This window comes from Actinacidiphila glaucinigra, from assembly GCF_900188405.1.
Lineage (GTDB): Bacteria > Actinomycetota > Actinomycetes > Streptomycetales > Streptomycetaceae > Actinacidiphila > Actinacidiphila glaucinigra.
Window position 1 is genome coordinate 1 of record NZ_FZOF01000052.1, and the last position, 19,792, is coordinate 19,792.

Sequence of the window (19,792 nt, forward strand, 5' to 3'; positions counted from 1 at the left end):
CGGGTGATTTGGCGCTGCCGGCCGGCGGATCGGTGACGGATGATCGCGGAAGCGCTCGTCCGCTTCACACCTGGTGATCTTCGGTGCGCCCTGTGTCACAGTCCGAGCGCGATGGCGGTGCGGGTGAGTTCGGCGGTGCTGTGGATGCCGAGCTTGGCGCGGATACGGCGCAGGTAGGCGTCGACAGTGTGCCTGGACAGTCCCATGTGGCGGGCGGTCTGGAGGTAGGTGCGTCCCGCGGCGATGTGGCGCAGGGTCTCGCGCTCGCGGGGGGCGAGTTCGGGGAGCCCGGTGCCGGTGTCGGCGCCCGTCTCGGCGTCGGTGTCGGCGGGGGGCGTGGCGGGTGCGGGGCTCATGGGGGTGTCCTTCGGCGGGGCGGCTGTCGTGCCTGCTCGCGCCCTCGGAAGCGGGAGGCGGATGTCCGATCAGGGCGTTTTGCCCTATATCCACCACCTTCGCTCTGCGGCGTCATCGCCCTGTCCGCCGACCGTCACGGATGTGTTACGACGAGGCCAGCGTCTTTCCGGCCGTCCGAGGGCGGGGGACGCCGTCGACCGCCGTGCAGATGCCGTGGACCCGGCCGTGTCCCGTCCAGCCGTTCACGTGGCCCCGGTTGTTCCTGATCTGCACCCGCTCCCTGGCCGGGTCCACCGCGGACACCAGGTGCAGGTACACCGTGCCGGCGACGCGGGCGAGCACGATGTCGCCGACCTCGAGCTTCGACGGGTCGACCGGGACGACGGTCACCTGCTGACGGCTGCGGATCAGGGGGACCATCGAGGATCCGCTGGGCCGGAACTCGACGCTCGCCCCGCCGGCCACCCTGCCCGCCACCGCGTCCAGTGCTCCCATGGGGCGATGGTGACCCACTCCGCCCGGCCGGCCAACCGATTTTTCCGCTCCCTGCCCGGCGGACCGTCCGGGCCGTGACGGCGTCGGCCGGGATGGCACGTCGGACGATCTGCCGGCGACCGGTGGAGGCGGGGCGCGACGGTCAGCGCAGGGTGCCGGAGGCGGGGCGCAGCAGCCCGAACCAGTCGCCCAGGAGAAGCTGCCCCTTCCAGGCGGCGACCTGGTCCTCGGAGACCTGGTACTTCGCCGCGACCTCGGAACCGCGGGCGTCGCCGCCTGCCATGAGCACCACGATGCGGGCCTTGTCGGCGACGGAGAGCCGGTCCTCCGGCTTGTCCGGCAGGGCGCCGGAAGCGGCGCAGCCGGACGCCGCGGCCGCGACGGGCAGGCGGGGCAGGGCCTCCCGCACCGTATCGGCGCTCTCGTGGACGCCGTCCCGTGAGCACGGGGCGGGGCGGTCGGCGCCGGGGTGGGTCAGTTGGGCGGCTCCCGCGGTGCTGGCGGCGACCACCAGGGCGGCCAGCACGGTGGCGACGGGGCGCCGCAGGGTGTGCCTGGGCATGGCAGGTGCTCCGTTCCGGGAGGTGGCGGGCCGGCTCGGAGGGGCGGAGGTCCGCCCCGTCCGCGGCGGAGGTTCTCGTTCCCGAGCCGGGGAGGTCGGTGATGTCTCCAGTAAGCCGTGCGGCCGCCCGGGCGTCATGTCGCTGGATCCCGGGACTTGACAGAAGTGCCGCCGATCCAGGTGCCGCCGGACCGCGGGCTCATTCGGCGTGCCGGTAGTGGGCCGCGACGCCGGGCTGGCCGGTGTAGTTGGGGCCCGCTTCGGGGTCGGCGCCGACGTAGCGCAGGGGGAGCCGGACGGCGCGCGGGCCGGTGAGCGTGAGGCGGTGGTGGCGGGCGTTGTAGGCGAATCCCTCGGCCCGCAGGGCGGCCAGGGCGAACCGCCCGGCGGGACCGCCGTCCGCCCATCGGATCGCGGCGGGGTCGAGGTGGGCGACGAGCAGGCCGCCGGGCCGGAGCCAGCCGGCGGCCCGGGTCAGCAGTCCGAGCCGGTCGCCGACGTAGTGGAGTCCGTGGACGCAGGTGATCAGGTCGTACGGCGCGGCCGGCTCCCAGTCCGTCACCGACGCGGTGACCAGTTCCACTGTGGGCGGCGGGGGTGCCGCCGCCAGGGGCCCCACCAGGTCGACGCCGGTCAGTCGCGCCGTCGCGGGCAGGCGGCCGGCGGCCTCCCGCAGGGCGAGCCCTTCCCCGCTGCACAGGTCGAGCCAGCGCGGTTCGGGGGTGCGGGAGAGCAGATGGGCGGCGGGGTCGAAGCCGAGTTCGCGGGCGTAGCTGTTGGCGCCGGTCAGACCCCGCTCGCGGTTCATGGTGCTGTTGGCGACGACGGAGGTGAGCTCGAGCCGGTGGTCGGGCAGCAGATCGCGCGAGGTCATCGGGCCATTCTCGGCGTCGACCCCCTTGGTTCCCAAGCCGGTTGCGGGGATTGTGACGGCCGACTCTAATGCGCATCTGAGATGCAAATTTAAGCTAGGGTGGAGGCATGGACCTTCACCGCATCAGACGTCATCCCGTGCGCACCGCCCGGTGCCGCCCCGAGCGGAGGGCCCGGTGAACGCCGGCGCCGTGCTGGCGCAGGTGGCCGCGGTCTTCGTGTGGCTGGGGATGGTGCTCGGGATCTCGTTCCTGGAGGCCCCCCTCAAGTTCCGCGCCGAGGGGATCACCGTGCCCCTGGGCCTGGGCATCGGGCGGATCGTCTTCCGGGCGCTGAACCGCGTCGAGGCCGTGCTCGCGGCGATCGCCGCCGTGGCGCTGGCTTGGGAGGTGCCGGGGCCCGCCGCGCTGGGATTGGGCGCCGGGGCCGTGGCGATGCTCCTGGTGCAACTGCTCGTGGTGCGGCCCTCGTTGAACCGCCGCACGGCCGCCGTCCTCGCGGGGGAGAGCGGCCCGCGCAGCCGGGCCCATCTGCGGTACGTCGCGCTCGAGGTGGTCAAGGCGCTGTGCCTGGCCGGATGCGGTGCCGCGCTCGTCCTGGAGCGGCTGTGAGCGCGCCCGGGCCCGTCGCCACGCAGGGCGGCACGGGTCGCGACCTCGCCGACCGTACGGACGTCGAACGGCTGGTGACCGCCTTCTACCTCCGGGCCTTCGCCGACCCCCTGATCGGCCCGATCTTCACCGAGGTGGCGCGGATGGACCTCGACGCGCACATGCCGATCATGTGCGACTTCTGGGAATCGGTGCTGTTCGCCGCCGGCCGGTACCGGCGCAACGCGCTCGCCCCGCATCTGGCCCTGCACCGCATGGCCCCCCTGGGCCCCGAGCACTTCGGCCGCTGGCTGGCGCTGTGGTCGCTGACGGTGGACGAACTCTTCCACGGCGAGAAGGCCGAACTCGCCAAGCTGCAGGCCGGTCGCATCGGGGGATCCCTCCAGCGCCGCCTGGCCGGCCGCGACGCCAGCGAGTACGTCACCATCCGCCGCCGTGAGGGCGGGGAAACCGTCTGATCGCGGCCGGATCCGGGGGCTCCGCTGCCGCCGGGCAGCAGCCGCCGAAGAGCGCCGCGGGCCGAGCGGCTGCCGGGCGGACCCCGCCGCGGCGGTGCCGGGGGGCGTTCCGCGTCCGTCGCCCGGGGGAGTCCTCAGCGGGTGACGACGACCTTGCCGATGCTCCGGCCGGACTCCACCATCGCGTGGGCGCGGCGCAGTCCGGCGGCCGAGAAGTCCTCGATGGTGGTGGTGACGGTGCTGCGGATGCGGCCGTCGTCCACCAGGGCCGCGATCTTCTGCAGCAGGTTCTTGTGCTCGATCATGTCCGGGGTCCGGAACATCGGCCGGGTGAACATGAACTCCCAGTGCCACGCGATGCTCTTGGCCTTGAGCGGCAGAAGGTCCAAGCCCTCGGGCTCGTCGATCGCCGTGATGTGCCCGCCGGGGCGCATGATCCGGGCGTAGGTGCCGACGTTGCCGGCGGAGTGCGGGGAGAGCAGGTAGTCGACGCCCTCCGGGGCGGCCGCGGCGGCGGTCGCGGCGAGGTCGTGGTGGTCGACCACGACGTCGGCGCCCAGGCCGGTGACCCACTGCGCCGTCTCGGGGCGGCCGGCCGAGGCCAGCACCCGCAGGCCGGTCAGCTGCTTCGCCAGCTGGATGAGGATCGAGCCCACGCCCCCGGCGCCGCCGAGCGCCAGCAGGGTGCCGGTCGACCGGGTGTCGAGGGCGAACCGGTCGAAGAGGGTCTCCCAGGCCGTGATGCCGGTCAGCGGCAGGGCGGCGGCCTCCGCGAAGCCGAGGCTGCGCGGCTTGCGGGCCACGAGGCGCTCGTCGACGGCCTGGAACTCGGCGTTGCTGCCGGCTCGGTCGAGGTCCCCGGCGTACCAGACCTCGTCCCCTGTCTGAAGGGTCGTCACCTCCTCGCCCACCGCTTCGACGACGCCCGCGGCGTCGAAGCCGAGGACGCGGGGCCCGCCGGAGGCGGGCAGCCCGGCGCGGACCTTGACGTCCACGGGATTGACCGACACCGCCCGCACGCGCACCAGGACGTCACGGGGCCCGGGATCCGGCAGCGGCAGCTCGACGTCGACGAGGCTCTCGGGGTCCTCCACGGGCAGGCCCCGGTACGAGGCGACGGCCCGCATCGTCCGTTCGGTCATGACCGGGGGCTCCCTCGCTGGGCTGACGGGTTCCGGCCAGCCTGGCACGCCATGCCGACCCCGGCAGCGGCGGCCGGGCCATCCGGGTGCCACCGCGGGGTCGCCGTCCGGCGCCCGGGATGCGGGGCGGGGCCGGACGGGTCATCCTGGCGGCATGCAGCGTCGCGTCATCGTGATGCCGCCATCGACGAGCGGCGGCCGGCGCGTCCGTGTGGACGGCGAGATCCTGGGGATCGCGTACCACCTCCGCGACTTCCAGGAGTTCCTGCGGCACGCCGGCCTCGATCCCGAGGCCATCGACCTGACCGACCCGGACCTCGTCGAATGGCGCGGGGCCGGCCCCGGCGTGTGGACCTGAGGGCCCCCGCCGAGAGAGCCCCGGCCACCGGCTACGGCAGTTCCTCGCACCGCACCGCGCACCAGTCGACGAGCACCAGGCCGAACTCCCGCATGAGCCCGGCCAGTCCCGGGACCGCTTCCACCGTCGCCCGTGCCGCCGGGGTCAGGCCCAGGGTGACGACCCGGTCACCGGCGCAGCGGCCGTACACCGCCACCGGCCCGACGCGGGCGGCGAACGAGTCGGCGACCCGGCCCTGTCCGTCGCGCAGCGCCACGCCCGTGTACACGTGCTCCGCCGGGAGCAGTTGGAACAGCCGCTGCCGGGTGAGCGTGCCGGTCAGCGGCTCCGCCGGGGTCTCCCGAAGGTGGAGTTCGTCGAACACCCGGACCGCCGAAGCGCCTTCCCCGACCGTCCGCACGTGCTCCCGGACGACCCGCGTGACGGCCGCCAGTTGCGCCTCGACCTCAGCGGTGCGGCGCCGCTCCACCAGCTCGGCCTGCCGCCACTCGTCCTCGTGGATCTCCAGGTCGTCCGCGGTGCCGTCCGGCGGCGTCAGCGGGGGCAGCTCCGCACAGAGCGTGGGCAGGGTGTAGCCGATCTGCCGGGGGTCCGCCGTCAGCAGGCGGCGCAGCGTCAGGACGAGCCGCCCGGCGGCCAGGAAGGCCGGACGGTCGGCCGGATCCGCCCGTACGACCTCCCACACCGCCCCGCCGAGCTCGAGCCGGGTCTCCGGCGTGAAGGATTCGGGCAGTTGTCCGGCGGGCAGTCCGGAACGGCCGAACGGCCGGCCGTCCGCCACGTCGACCAGGGTCACGTCGATCAGGCCGTCGTCAGGCATGGGCGCATGGTATCGGCCGGTCGACGGACGAGAGCGGCGCGCCCCTTCGGCGGACAGCGCAGGGCGCGCCGGGCCCGGGCCGCCGTCCGCCGCGGCGGGATGTGGCACGGTGAGGCGCAGCGCCGAAGATCACCGAGAAGGAGTCCCCGTGTCCAAGCCCCCGCTTCCCCCGGCCGCGATCGAGATGCTGAAGAAGCCGAACCCGGCCGTGATCACGACACTGCGGGCCGACGGCCAGCCGGTGTCCACGGCCACCTGGTACCTGTGGGACGACGGCCGGGTGCTGGTCAACATGGACGGCGGCCGCAAGCGCCTGGACCACCTGCGCAACGACCCCCGGGTCACCCTCACGGTCCTGGACGAGGGGAACTGGTACACCCACGTCACCCTGATCGGGCGCGTCGCCGAACTGCGCGAGGACACCGGTCTCGCCGGCATCGACCGGCTGGCCGAGCAGTACCTGGGCCGCGCCTACCCCCAGCGGGACCGCGAGCGCTTCAGCGCCTTCATCGAGATCGAGCGGTGGCACGGCTGGGGCACGCTCAAGGACAGCAGCCAGCCGGGCTGACCGGGCACCGACGCGTCAGCCCTCGTACGGCTCCGCGGGCTCCCGCACCGGCCGGGCGCGGCTCACGTCCAGGAACGGGACGGGACCGTCGTTGACCGGATCCTCGGCCCGGCGCGGGGTGTAGGTCCCGGTCACCTCCAGCCAGGCGTCCGGCCGCAGGACGGGCGGCACCTGCCCGGTCAGGCCGATCTTGACCGGGCGGGCGTCGGCGGCGCAGCAGTTCAGCACCATGCGGGTCAGGTACGGGGTGCCGTCGCGGCCGATGCTGACGAAACCGGTGAGGGTGACCTGACGGCCGCTCAGTGAACGCCCGCGGTCGTAGACCGCGCGGCCCGCGTAGTCCACGGTCGCCATCCGCAGCGGGTCCCCGGCGGGCAGGGCGGGGAACCCGAAGGGCCGGGGGACGGACGTACCGGTCCGGGCGGCGGAGTACGACCCCAGGGCGGGCGGGGCCACCAGGACGAGCGCGAGCACCGGCAGCACCAGCAGCCACGCGACCTTCGGCTCGTGGTGCGGGTGCGGGTGCGGGTGCGCGTGCCCCGCGTCGTGCGCGTCGTGCGTGTCCTCCTGCTTGTCGCCCGGCTTGTCGCCCGGCCCCTGCCCGGTGCGGCGGCGGGGCCCGCGCAGTTCGTACCAGACCGTCGCCAGGGCGGCGGCGACCAGCACGGCGCCCGCGGCCAGCAGCAGCGGCTGCAGCCCGGCCTTGACGTACCGCAGATAGAGATCGCTGAGACCCGCGTGCAGCAGCGCCACCCCGGTCAGCAGCAGAACGGCGGCCTGCGCCTCCCGGTTCACAGGAGCACCGCCCCGGTCGCGGAGCCCAGGACGACGGCCACGGCGAAGGTGGCCGGCGCGAACCGCACCGCGAAGGCACGTCCGAAGGCGCCCGCCTGCAGCGCGAAGAGCTTCAGGTCGATCATCGGCCCCACGACGAGGAACACCAGGCGGGCGGTGAGGGAGAACTGCGACAGCGACGCCGCGACGAACGCGTCGGCCTCCGAGCAGATCGACAGCACCACGGCGAGCACCGCCAGCGCGAGCACGGACACCACCGGGTTCCCCGATGCGAGGCGCAGGACGTCCTCGGGCACGAAGGACTTGAGCGTCGCCGCCGCCATCGCCCCGACGACCAGGAACCCGCCGGCGTGCATGACGTCGTGCCGCACCGAACCCCAGAACGCCGCGCCCCTGCCCTGCCCCTCGGCCGACGGGTGCGCTTTCGGGCGCAGCAGATCGGGGCGCCCCAGACGCTGCCACAGCCAGCCCATGACGCAGGCGACCAGCAGGCCGGCGGCGAACCGGGCGACGACCATGCGCGGTTCGTCCGGGAAGGCCACGGCCGTGGCGGTCAGCACCACCGGGTTGATCGCCGGCGCGGACAGCAGGAACGTCAGCGCCGCCGCCGGAGCTACCCCCCGCCGCACCATCGCCCCCGCCACCGGCACCGACGCGCACTCGCACCCCGGCAGAACGGCCCCCGCCACGCCCGCCACCGGCACCGCCAGCGCGGGGCGGCGCGGCAGCGCCCGCGCGAAGAACGACGGCGGGACGCACACCGCGAGCACCGCCGAGAGCAGGACGCCCAGCACCAGGAACGGCAGAGCCTGCACCACGACCGCGACGAACACGGTCGTCCAGCTCTGCATCACCGGCGCGGACAGCGCCTGCCGCACGGGCCCCTGCAACGTCAGCACGACGAGCAGCAGCATCGTCAGCACCAGCGGCGAACTGACCCGCCACCCCTGCTCCGGGTCCGGCGGCCCGGTGTCCTGCCGCGCGGTCCCGGCCGGCGCCGCGGCCTCCTTGGTGACGGTCACGTGGGTACTACCTCCGGGCGGGCAGGGGGGCGTGAAGGACTTCACCCTCCATACGTGGCCGCCGGGCCCGGTGTCTCACACCCGCAACCGGCCTTTGCGCACCCTTGGCCCAAGCCGGACCCCGAGATGACCATGGACGCGACCCGGCCCGCCGGCGTCGGCGGACCGGCACGGTCACAGCACGCGCTGCCCCTTGCCCAGTGCGATGATCCCGTTCGCGGAGGCGTGGTACAGCTCGCGGTCGCGCTCCGGGTTGACGCCGACCGTGGCGCCCGCGGGCACGGCCACGTTCTTGTCGAGGATCGCGCGGCGCACGACCGCGCCCCGCCCGATGCGGACGTTGTCGTGCAGCACCGACCCCTGCACCACCGCGCCCTCCTCGACCACCACACCCGGCGACAGCACGGACTGCGTGACCTGCCCGGAGATGATGCAGCCCGGGCTGACCATCGACTCGCTCGCGATCCCTCCGGCCACGAACTTCGCCGGGGGCAGCCGCAGCGAGTGCGTGTACAGCGGCCACTGGTCGTTGTACAGGTTGAAGACCGGCTGGACGGAGATCAGGTCCTGGTGGGAGTCGTAGTACGCGTCCAGGGTGCCCACGTCCCGCCAGTAGCCGTGGTCGCGGGCGGTCTCGCCGGGCACATGGTTGTCGTCGAAGTCGTAGACCTGGACCTGCCCCTTGGCGGTCAGCAGCGGGATGATGCTGCCGCCCATGTCGTGCACCGACGCGTCGTCCTCGGCGTCCTGCGCCAGTGCGTCCAGCAGCACCTTCGTGGTGAACACGTAGTTGCCCATCGAGGCGTACACCCGGTCGGGGTCGCCGGGCAGGCCCGGCGGATCGGTGGGCTTCTCCAGGAACCGCTCCACCCGCACCCCGCCCGGTCCCGGGGTGATGATCCCGAACGAGGGCGCCTGGTCGCGGGGGACGCGGATGCCCGCGACCGTGGCGCCCGCGCCGGCCTCGATGTGCTGGCGCAGCATCTGCCGTGGGTCCATGCGGTACACGTGGTCGGCGCCGAACACCACGATGTAGTCGGGCTGTTCGTCGTACACCAGGTTCAGCGACTGGTAGATGGCGTCCGCGCTGCCGAGGAACCACCGCGGGCCCAGCCGCTGCTGCGCCGGGACGGGGGTGACGTAGTTGCCCAGCAGGTTCGACATCCGCCAGGTCGTGGTGATGTGCCGGTCCAGGGAGTGCGACTTGTACTGCGTCAGCACGCAGATGCGCATGACGTCGCCGTTGACGAGGTTGGACAGGACGAAGTCCACCAGCCGGTAGGCGCCGCCGAACGGCACCGCCGGTTTGGCGCGGTCGGCGGTCAGCGGCATCAGCCGCTTGCCCTCCCCGCCCGCGAGCACGATTCCGAGCACCGAAGGTCCGCCGCGCATCCCTGCCCCCTCTGCCGCTACCGCACTTGCGAGTTGCAGATCTCCTCGTACACGCCCACGGTGCGGCGGGCCACCGCGTCCCACCCGAACTCCGCCACCGCACGCTCACGTCCCGCGGCCCCCATCCGCGCCGCCGCCGCCGGATCGCCGGTGAGCGCGTCGACCGCCGCGGCCAGTCCCGCCTCGAAACCCTCGGGGTCCTTCTCCTCGTACGGCACCAGGAGCCCGGTCACGCCGTCCTCCACCACCTCCGGGATCCCGCCCACCGCGGAGGCGACCACCGGGGTGCCGCACGCCATCGCCTCCAGGTTCACGATGCCCAGCGGTTCGTACACCGACGGGCACACGAACACCGCGGCGTGCGTGAGCAGTTGCACGACCTCGGGCCTGGGCAGCATCTGCGGGATCCAGACCACCCCGCCGCGTACCGCCCTCAGTTCCTCCACCAGTTCGCGGAACTCCCGGTCGATCGCCGGGGTGTCGGGCGCCCCGGCGCACAGCACGATCTGCAGCCGCGGATCGATCCGCCGGGCGGCCCGCAGCAGGTGCGGAACCCCCTTCTGCCGCGTGATCCGCCCGACGAACAGCGCGTACGGACGGCCGGGGTCGACGCCGTGGGCGGTCAGTGCCCCGGTGGACGCGTCGGGCCGGTAGAGCCGGGTGTCGATGCCGTTGTGGACGACGTGCACCCGCGCCGGGTCGAGCGCGGGGTAGCTCCGCAGGATGTCCGCGCGCATCCCGTGCGAGACGGCGATGACGCCGTCCGCGGCCTCGACCGCCGTCCGTTCCGCCCAACTGGAGAGCGCGTAGCCGCCGCCGAGCTGCTCGGCCTTCCAGGGGCGCAGCGGTTCGAGGGAGTGGGCGGTCAGCACGTGCGGGACGCCGTACAGCAGTTTGGCCAGATGGCCGGCGAGGTTGGCGTACCAGGTGTGCGAGTGCACCAGGTCCCGCCCGGCCAGCGCGGCCGCCATCGTCAGGTCCACCGACAGGCTGCGCAACGCCTCGTTCGCGCCCTCGAGCTCCGAGGCGGCGGCATGCCGGGTGACGCCCGGAGCGTCCCCGCCGTCCCCGCCGTCCGCCCCGGCCCAGCAGTGGACCTGAAGGTCCGTCAGCGAGCGCAGCTCCCGGGCCAGGAACTCCACGTGGACGCCCGCCCCGCCGTAGACGTACGGCGGGTACTCCCGCGTGAGCAGTGCCACCTTCACGGGCGCCTCCCCGGGTCCCGTCGCCGTGTTGGGACATCCATGCCCCGCAGAACGGTGTTCGATCCGTGTTCCCCGCCTTTCGCCGGGTGATGCCCCGCGCGGAATTCCTTCGACTTCCCCGCCCGCATCGTGAATCGTCGGGCGCATGCGACAGGACCACATCTGGGGCGCGGAGACCGCCCGGAGCTACGACACCCCCGGCACCGGCATGTTCGCTCCGGAGGTACTCGGTCCGGCCGTGGACCGCCTCGCCGAACTCGCCGACGGCGGACGGGCGCTCGAATTCGCGATCGGCACCGGCCGCGTCGCCGTGCCGCTGGCGGCACGGGGTGTGCCGGTCAGCGGCATCGAGCTGTCACGGCCGATGATCGACCGGCTGCGCACCAAGGCGGACGACGCGACGATCCCGGTCGTCACCGGCGACATGGCGACCACCCGCGCCCCGGGCGCCTTCCGGCTCGTCTACCTCGTCTACAACACGATCGCCAATCTGCTCACCCAGGCCGAACAGGTCGCCTGCTTCCGCAACGCCGCCCGCCATCTCGCACCGGGCGGGTGCTTCGTGATCGAACTGTGGGTTCCCGAGCTGCGCAAACTGCCGCCCGGCCAGCGGGCCGTGGTCTGGCACTCCGATTCCGGCTCCATGGGCGTGGACACCTACGACGTCCTGCGGCAGCAGGTCGTCTCGCACCACTTCCGCTTCGCCGACGGCGAGGGGACACGGCTTTTCCGCACACCGCACCGCTACATCTGGCCCGCCGAGCTCGACCTCATGGCCCAGCTCGCCGGATTCGACCTGGAGTCCCGCCACGCCGACTGGCACGGCGCCGAGTTCACCGCCGAATCCCGTTCCCATGTCTCCGTCTACCGGCTCCCCACCGCCGAGCGGTGACCGGCGGGTCTAGTCCTCCTCCCCGCTCAGGGTGCCCGCGGCGGTGAGGGTTGCGGCCTCAGGGGCGGGGACTGCCGCCGGGGCGGGAGCCGGGGGAGCCGGGGGGACGGGCTGGGCCTGCGCGACGCGCTTGGCGGTGGCGCGGGTGAGGGAGACCGTCGGGGGCGCGGAGGGCGGCGCGAGGGAACGGGCCAGGTCGCGGTCGAGGCGGCGGAGCTGGGACTGCATGTGGGCGGTCAGACGGCTGCGGTACGCGTTCTCGAAGGTACGGAGGTCGTCGACCTTGCGCTGGAGCGCGGTGCGGGCGGTGGTGAGCGCGATCATCGCCTGACGGTGCTTCTCACGGGCCTCGTGCTCGAGGGACTGGGCGCGTTCGCCCGCGTCGCGGCGCAGGTTCTCCGCCTGGCCGAGGGCCTCGCCGACGATCTTGTGGGCTTCGGCGCGGGCCTCGGAGACGGCCTGCTCGGCGGTGCGCTCGGCCAGAGCGAGCAGGCGGGCCGTGCTGTCGACAGCGAACCCGGGCTGCTTCTCGGCGGCCTCCTCGGGCTCGGCGGGCTTCTCGGGTTCAGCGGCCTCGGCCGCGGCTACGGGGGCGGGCTCCGGTTCCGGCACGACGTCGGTCTCCGGCTGCGGCTCCGGCTGCGGCTCCGGCTCGGGCTCCGGTTCAGGTGCGGACGCCACCTCGAGTACGGGCTCCTCGGGCTGCCGGGCGGCTGCGGCCTCGGCGGCGGAGACCTGGGCGCGCAGGTCCTGGTTGATCCTCAGCAGCCGGGTCAGCTCGGTCTGCACCTCGTCCAGGAAGTCGTCGACCTCGCGCTCGTCGTAGGCCTCGCGGAGGCGGACGGTGGTGAACTGCGTCCTGCGCACGTTCTCGGGGGTAATCGGCGTCTGTGCCATCTGCTCACCTCGAGGTGTTCGTCGACAAGTCCTGACCGCATCCGTCAACTCCAGCTTGGGCGGCGGGCCGGGCCGGGGCAGCCCGGGAACACCGCGCGGGCGCGGTGCGGGCGGTGTCACCAGCGCCGATCGTGGGACCCGGGTGAGCGGCGTGGAGGGCGCAACTGCGGGCGGCGCAGTGGCAACTGTGATCATGCGCGTCGTCACTGCGCCCGCAGACAGCGTGGATTTCCCTCCGCGCTCGGCGAAAGGGCCGGACGGGTGAATACGGGCCCCCGGGCCCTGGGTACGCAACGCGCATGGGGATGCCGGGTGGGGACGAAGGGGTGTGGTTCTTCCCCCTGGGGATGGACCAGGAGGTGTACGGGGCGCTGCGCGGATCCGCCGGCGGACGGGGGAGGTTCCGCCGCCGTGAGGACCGCCGGGCGGACAGTGACGTGCTGGACGCGGCCGGGGTGGCTGGCACGACGGGCGCGCCGTCGCCGTCCGCGCGGCAGACGCCGCGATACGCCTGCGGGGCCTGGTCCGGGAAGAGGAGTGGGAGGCCAGGGCCCGGATCGCTGGACGGACGTGGCTGGGCGTCCACCTCCTGGACGGCACCGGCGGCCTGCCCGACGAGGAGCGCACCGACCGGCACGCCTGCGTCGGCCGGATCCGCGACGACCTGCGCGCCCTGGCGGCCGGCCCCGGGCACTGACCGGAGTCCGCGAGCCCCCCGCTAGGCTCGCGGCGACGTCGGACCAGGTCGTCGCGGGTGTCGGCCCGCCGGCGGCCCGCGCGGCCCGGCCCACCATCGAAGGGAACGCCATGACGCAGCCCGTCATCATCGGAAGCGAGCGCAGCGAGGTCGGCCTGCCGGCCGGGATGGACGTGCTGCGGCGGGGCGGGACGGCGCTCGACGCCGTGGAGGCGGCGATGCGCCGCTGCGAGGACAACCTCACCGACCACTACGTCGGCACCGGTGGGCTGCCCAACGCGCAGGGCGTCGTCGAGCTGGACGCCTCCGTGATGACGGGCTCGGACCGCAGGTTCGGCGCGGTCGGCGCGCTGCGCGGGTTCCCCAACCCGATCTCGGTGGCGCGCGCGGTGATGGAGCGGCTGCCCCAGCACTGCCTGCTGGTGGGGGAGGGCGCCGCGTTGTTCGCCCGGGAGAACGGGTTCGAGGGTGCCGAACTGCTGACCGAGGAGTCCCGGGCCATGTGGCGCGAGCAGTTGCTGACCGCCGCCGAGGCGGTCGAGGGGGAGAACACCCCGGCGGTCGACGGTGACCACCGCTACCGCCGGGCGGCGCTGGAGCTGGTACGGCGGATGGCGCCGCACGAGGGGCCGTGGGGGACGATCAACATCGTCGCGCTCGACGCGCACGGCGAGATGTGCGTGGGCGTCTCGACCTCGGGCTACCCCTTCAAGTACCCGGGACGGGTGGGCGACTCCGCCGTCCCGGGGGCGGGCAACTGGTGCGACCTGCGCGGTGGCGGGGCCGCCTGCACCGGGCGCGGCGAGCTGAGTCTGCGCGGCGGGACGGCGCGTACGGTGGTCGACCTGCTGGCGCTGGGCAAGGAGCCGGCCGACGCGTGCCGGGTCGCCCTGGAGGAGGCGGCCGGCCTGCCCGACGAGTACCGGTCCGAGCTGCGGGCGCTGGCGCTGACCCCGGACGGGCGGCACGGGGGTGCGGCGGGGCAGGAGGGCAGCGTCTACGCGGTGATGACCGGTGCCTCCACCGAGCCGGAGCTGCGCCCCCGCACGCTGGTCTGAGGGCCGCGAGGGCCTACGGCTCGGGCGCGATCAGTTCCCCGCTGGTCGCGTCCCGGATCGTGATCGCCTCCACCGGGCAGGACTCGGCGGCGTCGACCAGGAGCTCGTCCGGTTCGGCCGTCGGGTGCCTGGGGCAGGACTTGCGGTCGCGGAGCTCGAAGTGCTCGGGGGCGATTCCGGCGCAGGAACCGGTGCCGATGCAGGTGTTCCGGTCCACCTCGATCTGCCAGGTCATGGTGCGCCTCCTTCGGGGTCGTCGGGTCTCGTCGGGTGTCGTCAGGCGTCTCGGGTCCGGTCCCAGGTGACCGGCATCCGCTCGGGTCCGCGCAGGGCGACGCCGGACTTCCACACGACGCTCTCCTCCGGCCCGGCCAGACGCAGTCCGGGCAGCCGCTCGAGCAGGGTGTTCAGGGCCACCTGCAGTTCCATGCGGGCCAGTTGGGCACCCAGGCAGTGGTGCGGTCCGTGCCCGAACCCGACGTGGGAGGCCTCCTGGCGCAGTACGTCGAGCCGGTCGGGGTCGGTGTAGACCGCTTCGTCGCGGTTGGCCGACACGGGGCAGACCACCACCGCCTCCCCGGCGCGCACGATGCCGCCGCTGAGTTCGACGTCGTCCAGTGCGTAGCGGGGCATGCCCGCGCCGTTGCCCAGGGGGACGTAGCGCATCAGTTCCTCGACGGCGCCGGGGACGAGGCCGGGGTCGGCGCGCAGCGCCGCGAGCTGCTCGGGGTGGGTGAGCAGGGTGTAGACGAAGTTGGGGATCTGCGAGGCGGTGGTCTCGTGGCCCGCGACGAGCAGCGAGACCGCCAGGACCTGCAGTTCCCGTTCCGACAGCCGCTCGCCGTTGTCGCGGGCGTCGACCAGCGCGCCGAGGAGGTCGTCGTGCGGCGCGGCGCGGCGTTCGGCGATCAGCCCGGCCATGTAGGCCATCAGGGCGTCCGTGCAGTCCTGGATCTCCTGCGGGGTGTACTTGGTGGTGGACAGCAGAGCGTCGGACCAGGTGCGGAAGTCGGCGCGGTCGGCCAGCGGGACGCCGAGCAGTTCGCAGATGACGGTGACGGGCAGCGGCAGGGCGAAGTCCGCCACGAGATCGGCGGGCGCGCCGCGGGCGGCCATGCCGTCGGCCAGTTCGGCCGCGATCTGCTCGGTGCGGGGCCGCAGGCGCTCGATGTGCCGGGCGGTGAAGGCCTTGGCCACGATCCGCCGCAACCGGGTGTGGTCCGGCGGGTCGAGGTCGAGGATGCTGCCCTCCAGGCCCCGGTGCGGCCGCAGGCGCGGCTCGTCGCGGTGGACGGCCTCGGCCCGGCTGAACCGGGGGTCGCCCAGGACGGTCCTGACGTCCTCGTACCGGGTGACCAGCCAGGCGGCCTCCCCGTAGGGGAAGCGGACCCGGCACAGCGGTTCGTCCTTGCGCAGTCCGGCGAAGGCCGGGTCGACGGTCAGCCGGTCGGCTTCGGTGAAGGGGTAGTTCCGGGGCTCGGTCGCGGCCATGGCGCATGCCTCCAGTGGACTCGGGGGGTGGGGTGCGGTCCTCACGACGGGCCGGGGGGACGGCGCGGTGCGGCGGGCCGGCCGGCGAGGGCGGGGCGCAGCAGGTGGCACAGGTCGTCGGTGAGGAGTTCCAGCGGGTCGTCGGTGTCGACCGGGAGGCCGCCGGCGATCCAGGCGGTGAGGAACGACCCGGTCTGGAGCACGGCCATCAGGGCGCGCTGCCGGGCCTGCGCGGGGGTGACGCGCCGCCAGCGGCGGGGCGGGGCGGTCAGCAGGGCCACGTAGCGTTCGTGCGCCGCCAGGTAGCGGTCGCGGGCGCTGCCGTCGTCACCCGCGGCCGACGGGGTGGCGGCGAGCAGAACGCGGATGGTCGGTGCCAGGGCCCGCCAGCTCGCCGCGGCGTGCTCCAGCCACTCGCGCACGGTGGCGCGGGTCCACTCGGGGACGGCGGCAAGCTCGGCGTAGAGGGAGTCGCTGACCTGGTACACCCGGTCCGTCAGGGCGGCGACGACCTCCGCCTTGCCGCGGAAGTGCGCGTACACCGTGGCCCGGGTGACACCTGCGGCGCGGGCGATGTCCTCCATGGTGGCGGCGACGGACGACTTGGCGGCGAAGACCTCGACCGCCCCGTCCAGGATCCGGTTGCGGGTCAGGTCACGCTGCTCGGTGCGCAGGCTCACCCGCGGTGCGCCCACCGCGGTCGCGGATCCGGTACCGGCCGTCCGACGACGTTCCATAAGGAAAGCCTACAAAAGGGACCGAGTCTGTACATTTTGTGAACGGCGGGAGGGCGGGAGGGAGTGCGGGGCCGCGGCTCGTCAGCCCTGGTTGCGGGGGTGCGCGCGGGCGCCGCGTTCGTTGCCGCGCTTGTAGTTGCCGGTCCAGCGGGCCATGACCAGCTGGGCGTCGCCGCGCTCGACCTCTTCCAGGAACCGCTCGGCGCGCTCCCCGCGCAGCACGGCGGCCGTGTGCGCGCCGTGGGTGACGACCACGGTGCCGTCGCCGTGCCGGCGGTAGGAGAATCCGTGAGGTCGGGGCATGGCGGCGAGCGTAGGACCGGACCGGGCCCGTGCGACAGCGATTTACGGGGCGTCGCCGGCCGGGACGTCCGGCCGGCGCACGGCCAGCGCGGCGATGTCGTCCTCGAGCCGCCCGCCGCTGTAGCGCACCAGTTCGTGGTGCAGCCGGTCCAGCAGTTCGCGGGGCGCCGCCGGGCTCTGGCGCGCCAGCCAGTCCGGGAGGGGGAAGAACGCCCCGGTGCGGTCGCGGGTCTCGGTGACGCCGTCGGTGTAGAGCAGCAACTGGTCGCCGGCGGCGAAGGCGTGGGTGTCGACGAAGTAGCGGTCCCCGATGAGGTCGGCGAGGTTCAGCGGCGGGGAGGCGGCGCTCGGCTCCAGCACCCGGATGCGGCCGGCGTGCACGATGATCGGCGGGGGGTGCCCGCAGTTGAGCAGTCGCAGGCGGCCGCCGTCGTGCGGGATCTCGGCGATCACGGCGGTGGCGAAGCGCTCCGGCAGGTCCTGGCCGGGGTAGCCGGAGCTGTGGCGCCCGATGCTCGTCTCCAGGCGGTGGATGATGCCCCGCAGGTCCGGTTCGTCGTGCGCCGCCTCCCGGAAGCAGCTGATCAGCGCGGAGGCCGCGCCCACGGAGGACAGTCCCTTGCCGCGTACGTCGCCGATCAGCAGCCGCACCCCGTAGGGCGTGTCGGCCACCTCGTAGAAGTCGCCGCCGATGCGCGCCTGCTCCTGTGCCGCCAGGTACAGCGACTCGATCTCCATGCCCTGGATCTGCCGCGGCAGCGGCCGCAGCAGTACCGTCTGCGCCGCGTCGGCGACGGTCCGGGCGTGGAAGAGCGCCTCCTCGCGCTGGATCCGTACGTGGCTGGCGTACGCCGCCGCCAGGGTGACCGCGACGATGGCGGCCCCGGTGTACGGGGTGCCCAGGTCCGTGTAGACGAAGCTCAGGCCCACCATGACGAGCAGGCAGAACGCGCCCAGCAGCACGGTCGCCAGCACCGGCCACATCGCGGCGGCCAGGGCGGGCGCCACGGGCAGCAGACGGCTGATCGCGATCTCGCGCGGGGTGGAGAAGGCCAGGGCGGCGATGAGCACGGTCAGGATCACCGGGGCCGGCCGGCGGATTCCCCAGCGGCCGTCGAGGCGGGCGCGTGGGCGCCGCAGCCATCCGGACATGATCACGAAGCGCATCATACCGGGGCAAAAGGGACGGAGAAGCCCCCCGTCCGGCCGGACGGACCAGCCGACCGCCCCGGGAGCGGGCCCCGGGGCGGTCGGAGGTCGTCAGCGGCGGCCGGGCGGTACCGGCCCCGGGTCAGTCCTCGCCGCGGCGCCCCGGCAGGACCTGGATCGTGTCGCCGACGGCACGCTCACCGGTCGCGTCGGAGGGGACGTTGGCCAGGACACCCTCGACCACCATCGCCGACGAACCGCCACCGTCGAGGTTGAGGGCCTGCACCGCGCCCAGCGACTTCATGAAGCGGGCCGCCTCGCCGAGGGTGAAGCCCTCGCTCACCCCGGGCTGCCGCCCGTCCACCGTCACCAGCAGCAGACGGCCCTGCCGGTCGATGCCGGCCATCGTCCGCGGCTGGCGCACGTTGGACCACGCGAAACCGAACGAGAGGTCCAGCGGGTCCAGGGTGCCCTCGGTCGCGGCGTCGATGTGGACACGGCCGTCCTCCACCAGGGTGGGCGCCGCGCTCACGATGCTGTCGCCGCGGCCGAGCCGGACCTGACGCCCCTCGGCGTCCCGGACGACCTCCTTCACGACCAGCCGCTTGCCGGTCCGCGCGTGCTCGGTCAGCCACTCCGCGGCCGAGCCGGTGCCCTGCAGCACCGTGCCGCGCTCGGGGACGGACCCGCCGCGGGCGCCGGCGGAGAGCACGGTCCCGTGAGCGTCGAGCACCACCTGCGCACCGCTGCCCGTGGGCAGCGCCGCACGGAAGGCGGGGGTGAACTCCACCAGGTCGTCCGCCAGCGTGCAGGTCGTGTCGTGGCGGGGCTGCTCGGTCGGGACGCCACCGGGACGGCCGCAGTTGCGGACCTTGCCCGGCAGGCGGTTGATGCCCTGCACCGCGTGGCGGGCGGAGCCGGCCCGCACGGTGACCGTGGTGGACAGGTCCGCGATCCGCGGCCGCCGTCCGCCGTCGCCGAGGACCAGCGCCGCCCGCGAGCCGACCGCCATCGACTCCAGCTTGCCGTCCACCGCGGACAGACCGGCGACGGTGCCCTGGATGCCGTCGGAGTCCGAGGTGATGAAGAAGCCGCCGTTGACGCCGAGCAGCGACCCCAGCCGGCCGGCGACCGCCGAGGTCTTCTCCCGGTCGGCGACGTTGCCGCCGTCGCTGACCGCGACCGACCCGCGCAGCCGCGCCGGGTCCACCACGGCCACGTGGACGCGCTCGCCGTCGGCGGCCTGCCGGCCGTCGTAACCGGTCCACTCCGTCGACGTGCGGAAACCGGCCGCCACGACCGCCGCGTTCGCCGTGCCCGCCTCGGCCTGCGTGGCAAACCGGCCGACCCGGACCTGCCAGCCCATCACTCCGCGCGGGGTGTCGGCGTAGGTGTCCCACTCCACCGCCTCGAGCCGCGGCTCGAGCCCGACCTCGCGCAGGCGCCCGGCGGTCGCGTCGGCCCAGGCACGGTCACCCAGCGGGGCCCACGTGGCGGCGCCCGTCAGCCGGTTGACGGCGGGGGCCTGCACGGTCACCGTCCACACTCCGGCGGCCGAAGGGTCGCGCAGCACACCGCTACGGACCTCAAGGCCGGGCGCCACCTGCTGCGTCGTCCACGCGATCCCGTGCGTGCCGGAGTCCGCGGGCGACTGCGCCCCCGCGAGGGCCGGCGGGACGACGGCGACCAGCGCCAGGGCGGCGGCGAACACCGCCCCCCTCCGCGCGGCCTTCCCCACCCGGCGCGCCCGGTCGCGCGGTTCGGCGGCTGTGACGGACATACGTTCTCCTGACGTTCGTCTCCACCGGGCGGTGCGTGGCGCTGCCCGGTCCTTGATCCGTCATCCCAGACCCGCACGGGGACGGGCAGCCCACGCGGCGACGGACCCACGGGGAACCCTCGGTGACAAC

The 19,792-nt window shown here is 74.1% G+C and carries 23 protein-coding genes; 6 read left to right on the top strand and 17 right to left on the bottom strand.

Going from position 1 to position 19,792, the window contains the following annotated elements:
* Positions 1–95: 95 nt before the first annotated feature.
* The 4 genes from CHF15_RS42260 to CHF15_RS42275 all read right to left on the bottom strand — a co-directional run bounded on the left by CHF15_RS42260 (position 96) and on the right by CHF15_RS42275 (position 2,288).
* Positions 96–356, bottom strand: coding sequence for a response regulator transcription factor (locus CHF15_RS42260; RefSeq protein WP_089229270.1), 261 nt, complete (start codon positions 354–356; stop codon positions 96–98).
* Between the two features lie 145 nt (positions 357–501).
* Entirely contained in the window at positions 502–852 is a 351-nt protein-coding gene (locus CHF15_RS42265) for a S26 family signal peptidase (protein WP_089229271.1), read from the bottom strand.
* A gap of 142 nt (positions 853–994) precedes the next feature.
* The gene (locus CHF15_RS42270; RefSeq protein ID WP_089229272.1) at positions 995–1,414 is read right to left on the bottom strand and encodes a hypothetical protein; all 420 of its coding nucleotides are present in this window, start codon (positions 1,412–1,414) and stop codon (positions 995–997) included.
* A 199-nt stretch (positions 1,415–1,613) separates the two neighbouring features.
* The gene (locus CHF15_RS42275) at positions 1,614–2,288 is read right to left on the bottom strand and encodes a class I SAM-dependent methyltransferase (RefSeq protein WP_089229273.1); all 675 of its coding nucleotides are present in this window, start codon (positions 2,286–2,288) and stop codon (positions 1,614–1,616) included.
* 175 nt (positions 2,289–2,463) lie between these two features.
* Here CHF15_RS42275 and CHF15_RS42280 point away from each other — a divergent pair, with 175 nt between their 5' ends.
* Together CHF15_RS42280 and CHF15_RS42285 are read left to right on the top strand one after the other, a co-directional pair.
* Positions 2,464–2,898, top strand: coding sequence for a hypothetical protein (locus CHF15_RS42280; protein ID WP_375820321.1), 435 nt, complete (start codon positions 2,464–2,466; stop codon positions 2,896–2,898).
* A complete protein-coding gene (locus CHF15_RS42285; RefSeq protein ID WP_089229274.1) occupies positions 2,895–3,356 on the top strand; it encodes a group III truncated hemoglobin in 462 nt (153 codons plus the stop codon). Before CHF15_RS42280 ends, CHF15_RS42285 begins: the two co-directional genes overlap by 4 nt.
* Positions 3,357–3,490: 134 nt before the next feature.
* On the opposite strand, the gene CHF15_RS42290 is transcribed toward CHF15_RS42285, so the two are convergent.
* Positions 3,491–4,498, bottom strand: coding sequence for a zinc-binding alcohol dehydrogenase family protein (locus tag CHF15_RS42290; RefSeq protein ID WP_089229275.1), 1,008 nt, complete (start codon positions 4,496–4,498; stop codon positions 3,491–3,493).
* A gap of 154 nt (positions 4,499–4,652) precedes the next feature.
* On the opposite strand from CHF15_RS42290, the gene CHF15_RS42295 reads away from it, so the two are divergent.
* On the top strand, positions 4,653–4,856 hold the full coding sequence (locus CHF15_RS42295; protein ID WP_089229276.1) for a hypothetical protein: 204 nt from the start codon (positions 4,653–4,655) through the stop codon (positions 4,854–4,856).
* A 31-nt stretch (positions 4,857–4,887) separates the two neighbouring features.
* Here CHF15_RS42295 and CHF15_RS42300 read toward each other — a convergent pair whose 3' ends face one another.
* Complete coding sequence (locus CHF15_RS42300; RefSeq protein ID WP_089229277.1) at positions 4,888–5,676, bottom strand: hypothetical protein; 789 nt, start codon at positions 5,674–5,676, stop codon at positions 4,888–4,890.
* A 148-nt stretch (positions 5,677–5,824) separates the two neighbouring features.
* On the opposite strand from CHF15_RS42300, the gene CHF15_RS42305 reads away from it, so the two are divergent.
* Positions 5,825–6,244 (top strand): PPOX class F420-dependent oxidoreductase, encoded by a 420-nt coding sequence (locus tag CHF15_RS42305; protein ID WP_089229278.1) that lies wholly within the window; start codon positions 5,825–5,827, stop codon positions 6,242–6,244.
* Positions 6,245–6,259: 15 nt separating this feature from the next.
* On the opposite strand, the gene CHF15_RS42310 is transcribed toward CHF15_RS42305, so the two are convergent.
* The 4 genes from CHF15_RS42310 to glgA all read right to left on the bottom strand — a co-directional run bounded on the left by CHF15_RS42310 (position 6,260) and on the right by glgA (position 10,658).
* On the bottom strand, positions 6,260–7,039 hold the full coding sequence (locus CHF15_RS42310) for a TIGR03943 family putative permease subunit (protein WP_089229279.1): 780 nt from the start codon (positions 7,037–7,039) through the stop codon (positions 6,260–6,262).
* Positions 7,036–8,061: a permease gene (locus CHF15_RS42315; RefSeq protein WP_089229280.1), complete on the bottom strand. Its 1,026-nt coding sequence runs from the start codon at positions 8,059–8,061 to the stop codon at positions 7,036–7,038. Before CHF15_RS42315 ends, CHF15_RS42310 begins: the two co-directional genes overlap by 4 nt.
* A 174-nt stretch (positions 8,062–8,235) precedes the next feature.
* Entirely contained in the window at positions 8,236–9,453 is a 1,218-nt protein-coding gene (glgC, locus tag CHF15_RS42320) for a glucose-1-phosphate adenylyltransferase (protein ID WP_089229281.1), read from the bottom strand.
* Between the two features lie 17 nt (positions 9,454–9,470).
* On the bottom strand, positions 9,471–10,658 hold the full coding sequence (glgA, locus tag CHF15_RS42325) for a glycogen synthase (RefSeq protein WP_089229282.1): 1,188 nt from the start codon (positions 10,656–10,658) through the stop codon (positions 9,471–9,473).
* A gap of 145 nt (positions 10,659–10,803) precedes the next feature.
* Between glgA and CHF15_RS42330 the strand changes: the two genes are divergently transcribed.
* On the top strand, positions 10,804–11,550 hold the full coding sequence (locus CHF15_RS42330; protein ID WP_089229283.1) for a class I SAM-dependent methyltransferase: 747 nt from the start codon (positions 10,804–10,806) through the stop codon (positions 11,548–11,550).
* A 9-nt stretch (positions 11,551–11,559) separates the two neighbouring features.
* Here the strand turns inward: CHF15_RS42330 and CHF15_RS42335 are convergent, their stop codons facing one another.
* Positions 11,560–12,447, bottom strand: coding sequence for a DivIVA domain-containing protein (locus tag CHF15_RS42335; protein ID WP_179280238.1), 888 nt, complete (start codon positions 12,445–12,447; stop codon positions 11,560–11,562).
* A gap of 807 nt (positions 12,448–13,254) precedes the next feature.
* Here CHF15_RS42335 and CHF15_RS42340 point away from each other — a divergent pair.
* Positions 13,255–14,202 carry a N(4)-(beta-N-acetylglucosaminyl)-L-asparaginase gene (locus CHF15_RS42340; protein WP_089229285.1) on the top strand — a complete coding sequence of 316 codons (948 nt, stop codon included), beginning with the start codon at positions 13,255–13,257 and terminating at the stop codon, positions 14,200–14,202.
* Positions 14,203–14,215: 13 nt separating this feature from the next.
* Here CHF15_RS42340 and CHF15_RS42345 read toward each other — a convergent pair whose 3' ends face one another.
* The 6 genes from CHF15_RS42345 to CHF15_RS42370 all read right to left on the bottom strand — a co-directional run bounded on the left by CHF15_RS42345 (position 14,216) and on the right by CHF15_RS42370 (position 19,662).
* Positions 14,216–14,437 carry a ferredoxin gene (locus tag CHF15_RS42345; RefSeq protein ID WP_018557771.1) on the bottom strand — a complete coding sequence of 74 codons (222 nt, stop codon included), beginning with the start codon at positions 14,435–14,437 and terminating at the stop codon, positions 14,216–14,218.
* Between the two features lie 41 nt (positions 14,438–14,478).
* On the bottom strand, positions 14,479–15,693 hold the full coding sequence (locus CHF15_RS42350; RefSeq protein ID WP_089229286.1) for a cytochrome P450: 1,215 nt from the start codon (positions 15,691–15,693) through the stop codon (positions 14,479–14,481).
* A gap of 41 nt (positions 15,694–15,734) precedes the next feature.
* Complete coding sequence (locus tag CHF15_RS42355; protein ID WP_089229287.1) at positions 15,735–16,430, bottom strand: TetR/AcrR family transcriptional regulator; 696 nt, start codon at positions 16,428–16,430, stop codon at positions 15,735–15,737.
* A gap of 81 nt (positions 16,431–16,511) precedes the next feature.
* The gene (locus CHF15_RS42360; RefSeq protein WP_089229288.1) at positions 16,512–16,733 is read right to left on the bottom strand and encodes a hypothetical protein; all 222 of its coding nucleotides are present in this window, start codon (positions 16,731–16,733) and stop codon (positions 16,512–16,514) included.
* A gap of 42 nt (positions 16,734–16,775) precedes the next feature.
* Positions 16,776–17,885 (bottom strand): PP2C family protein-serine/threonine phosphatase, encoded by a 1,110-nt coding sequence (locus CHF15_RS42365; protein ID WP_410169692.1) that lies wholly within the window; start codon positions 17,883–17,885, stop codon positions 16,776–16,778.
* 139 nt (positions 17,886–18,024) lie between these two features.
* On the bottom strand, positions 18,025–19,662 hold the full coding sequence (locus CHF15_RS42370; protein WP_089229290.1) for a phosphodiester glycosidase family protein: 1,638 nt from the start codon (positions 19,660–19,662) through the stop codon (positions 18,025–18,027).
* Between the last annotated feature and the right edge of the window lie 130 nt (positions 19,663–19,792).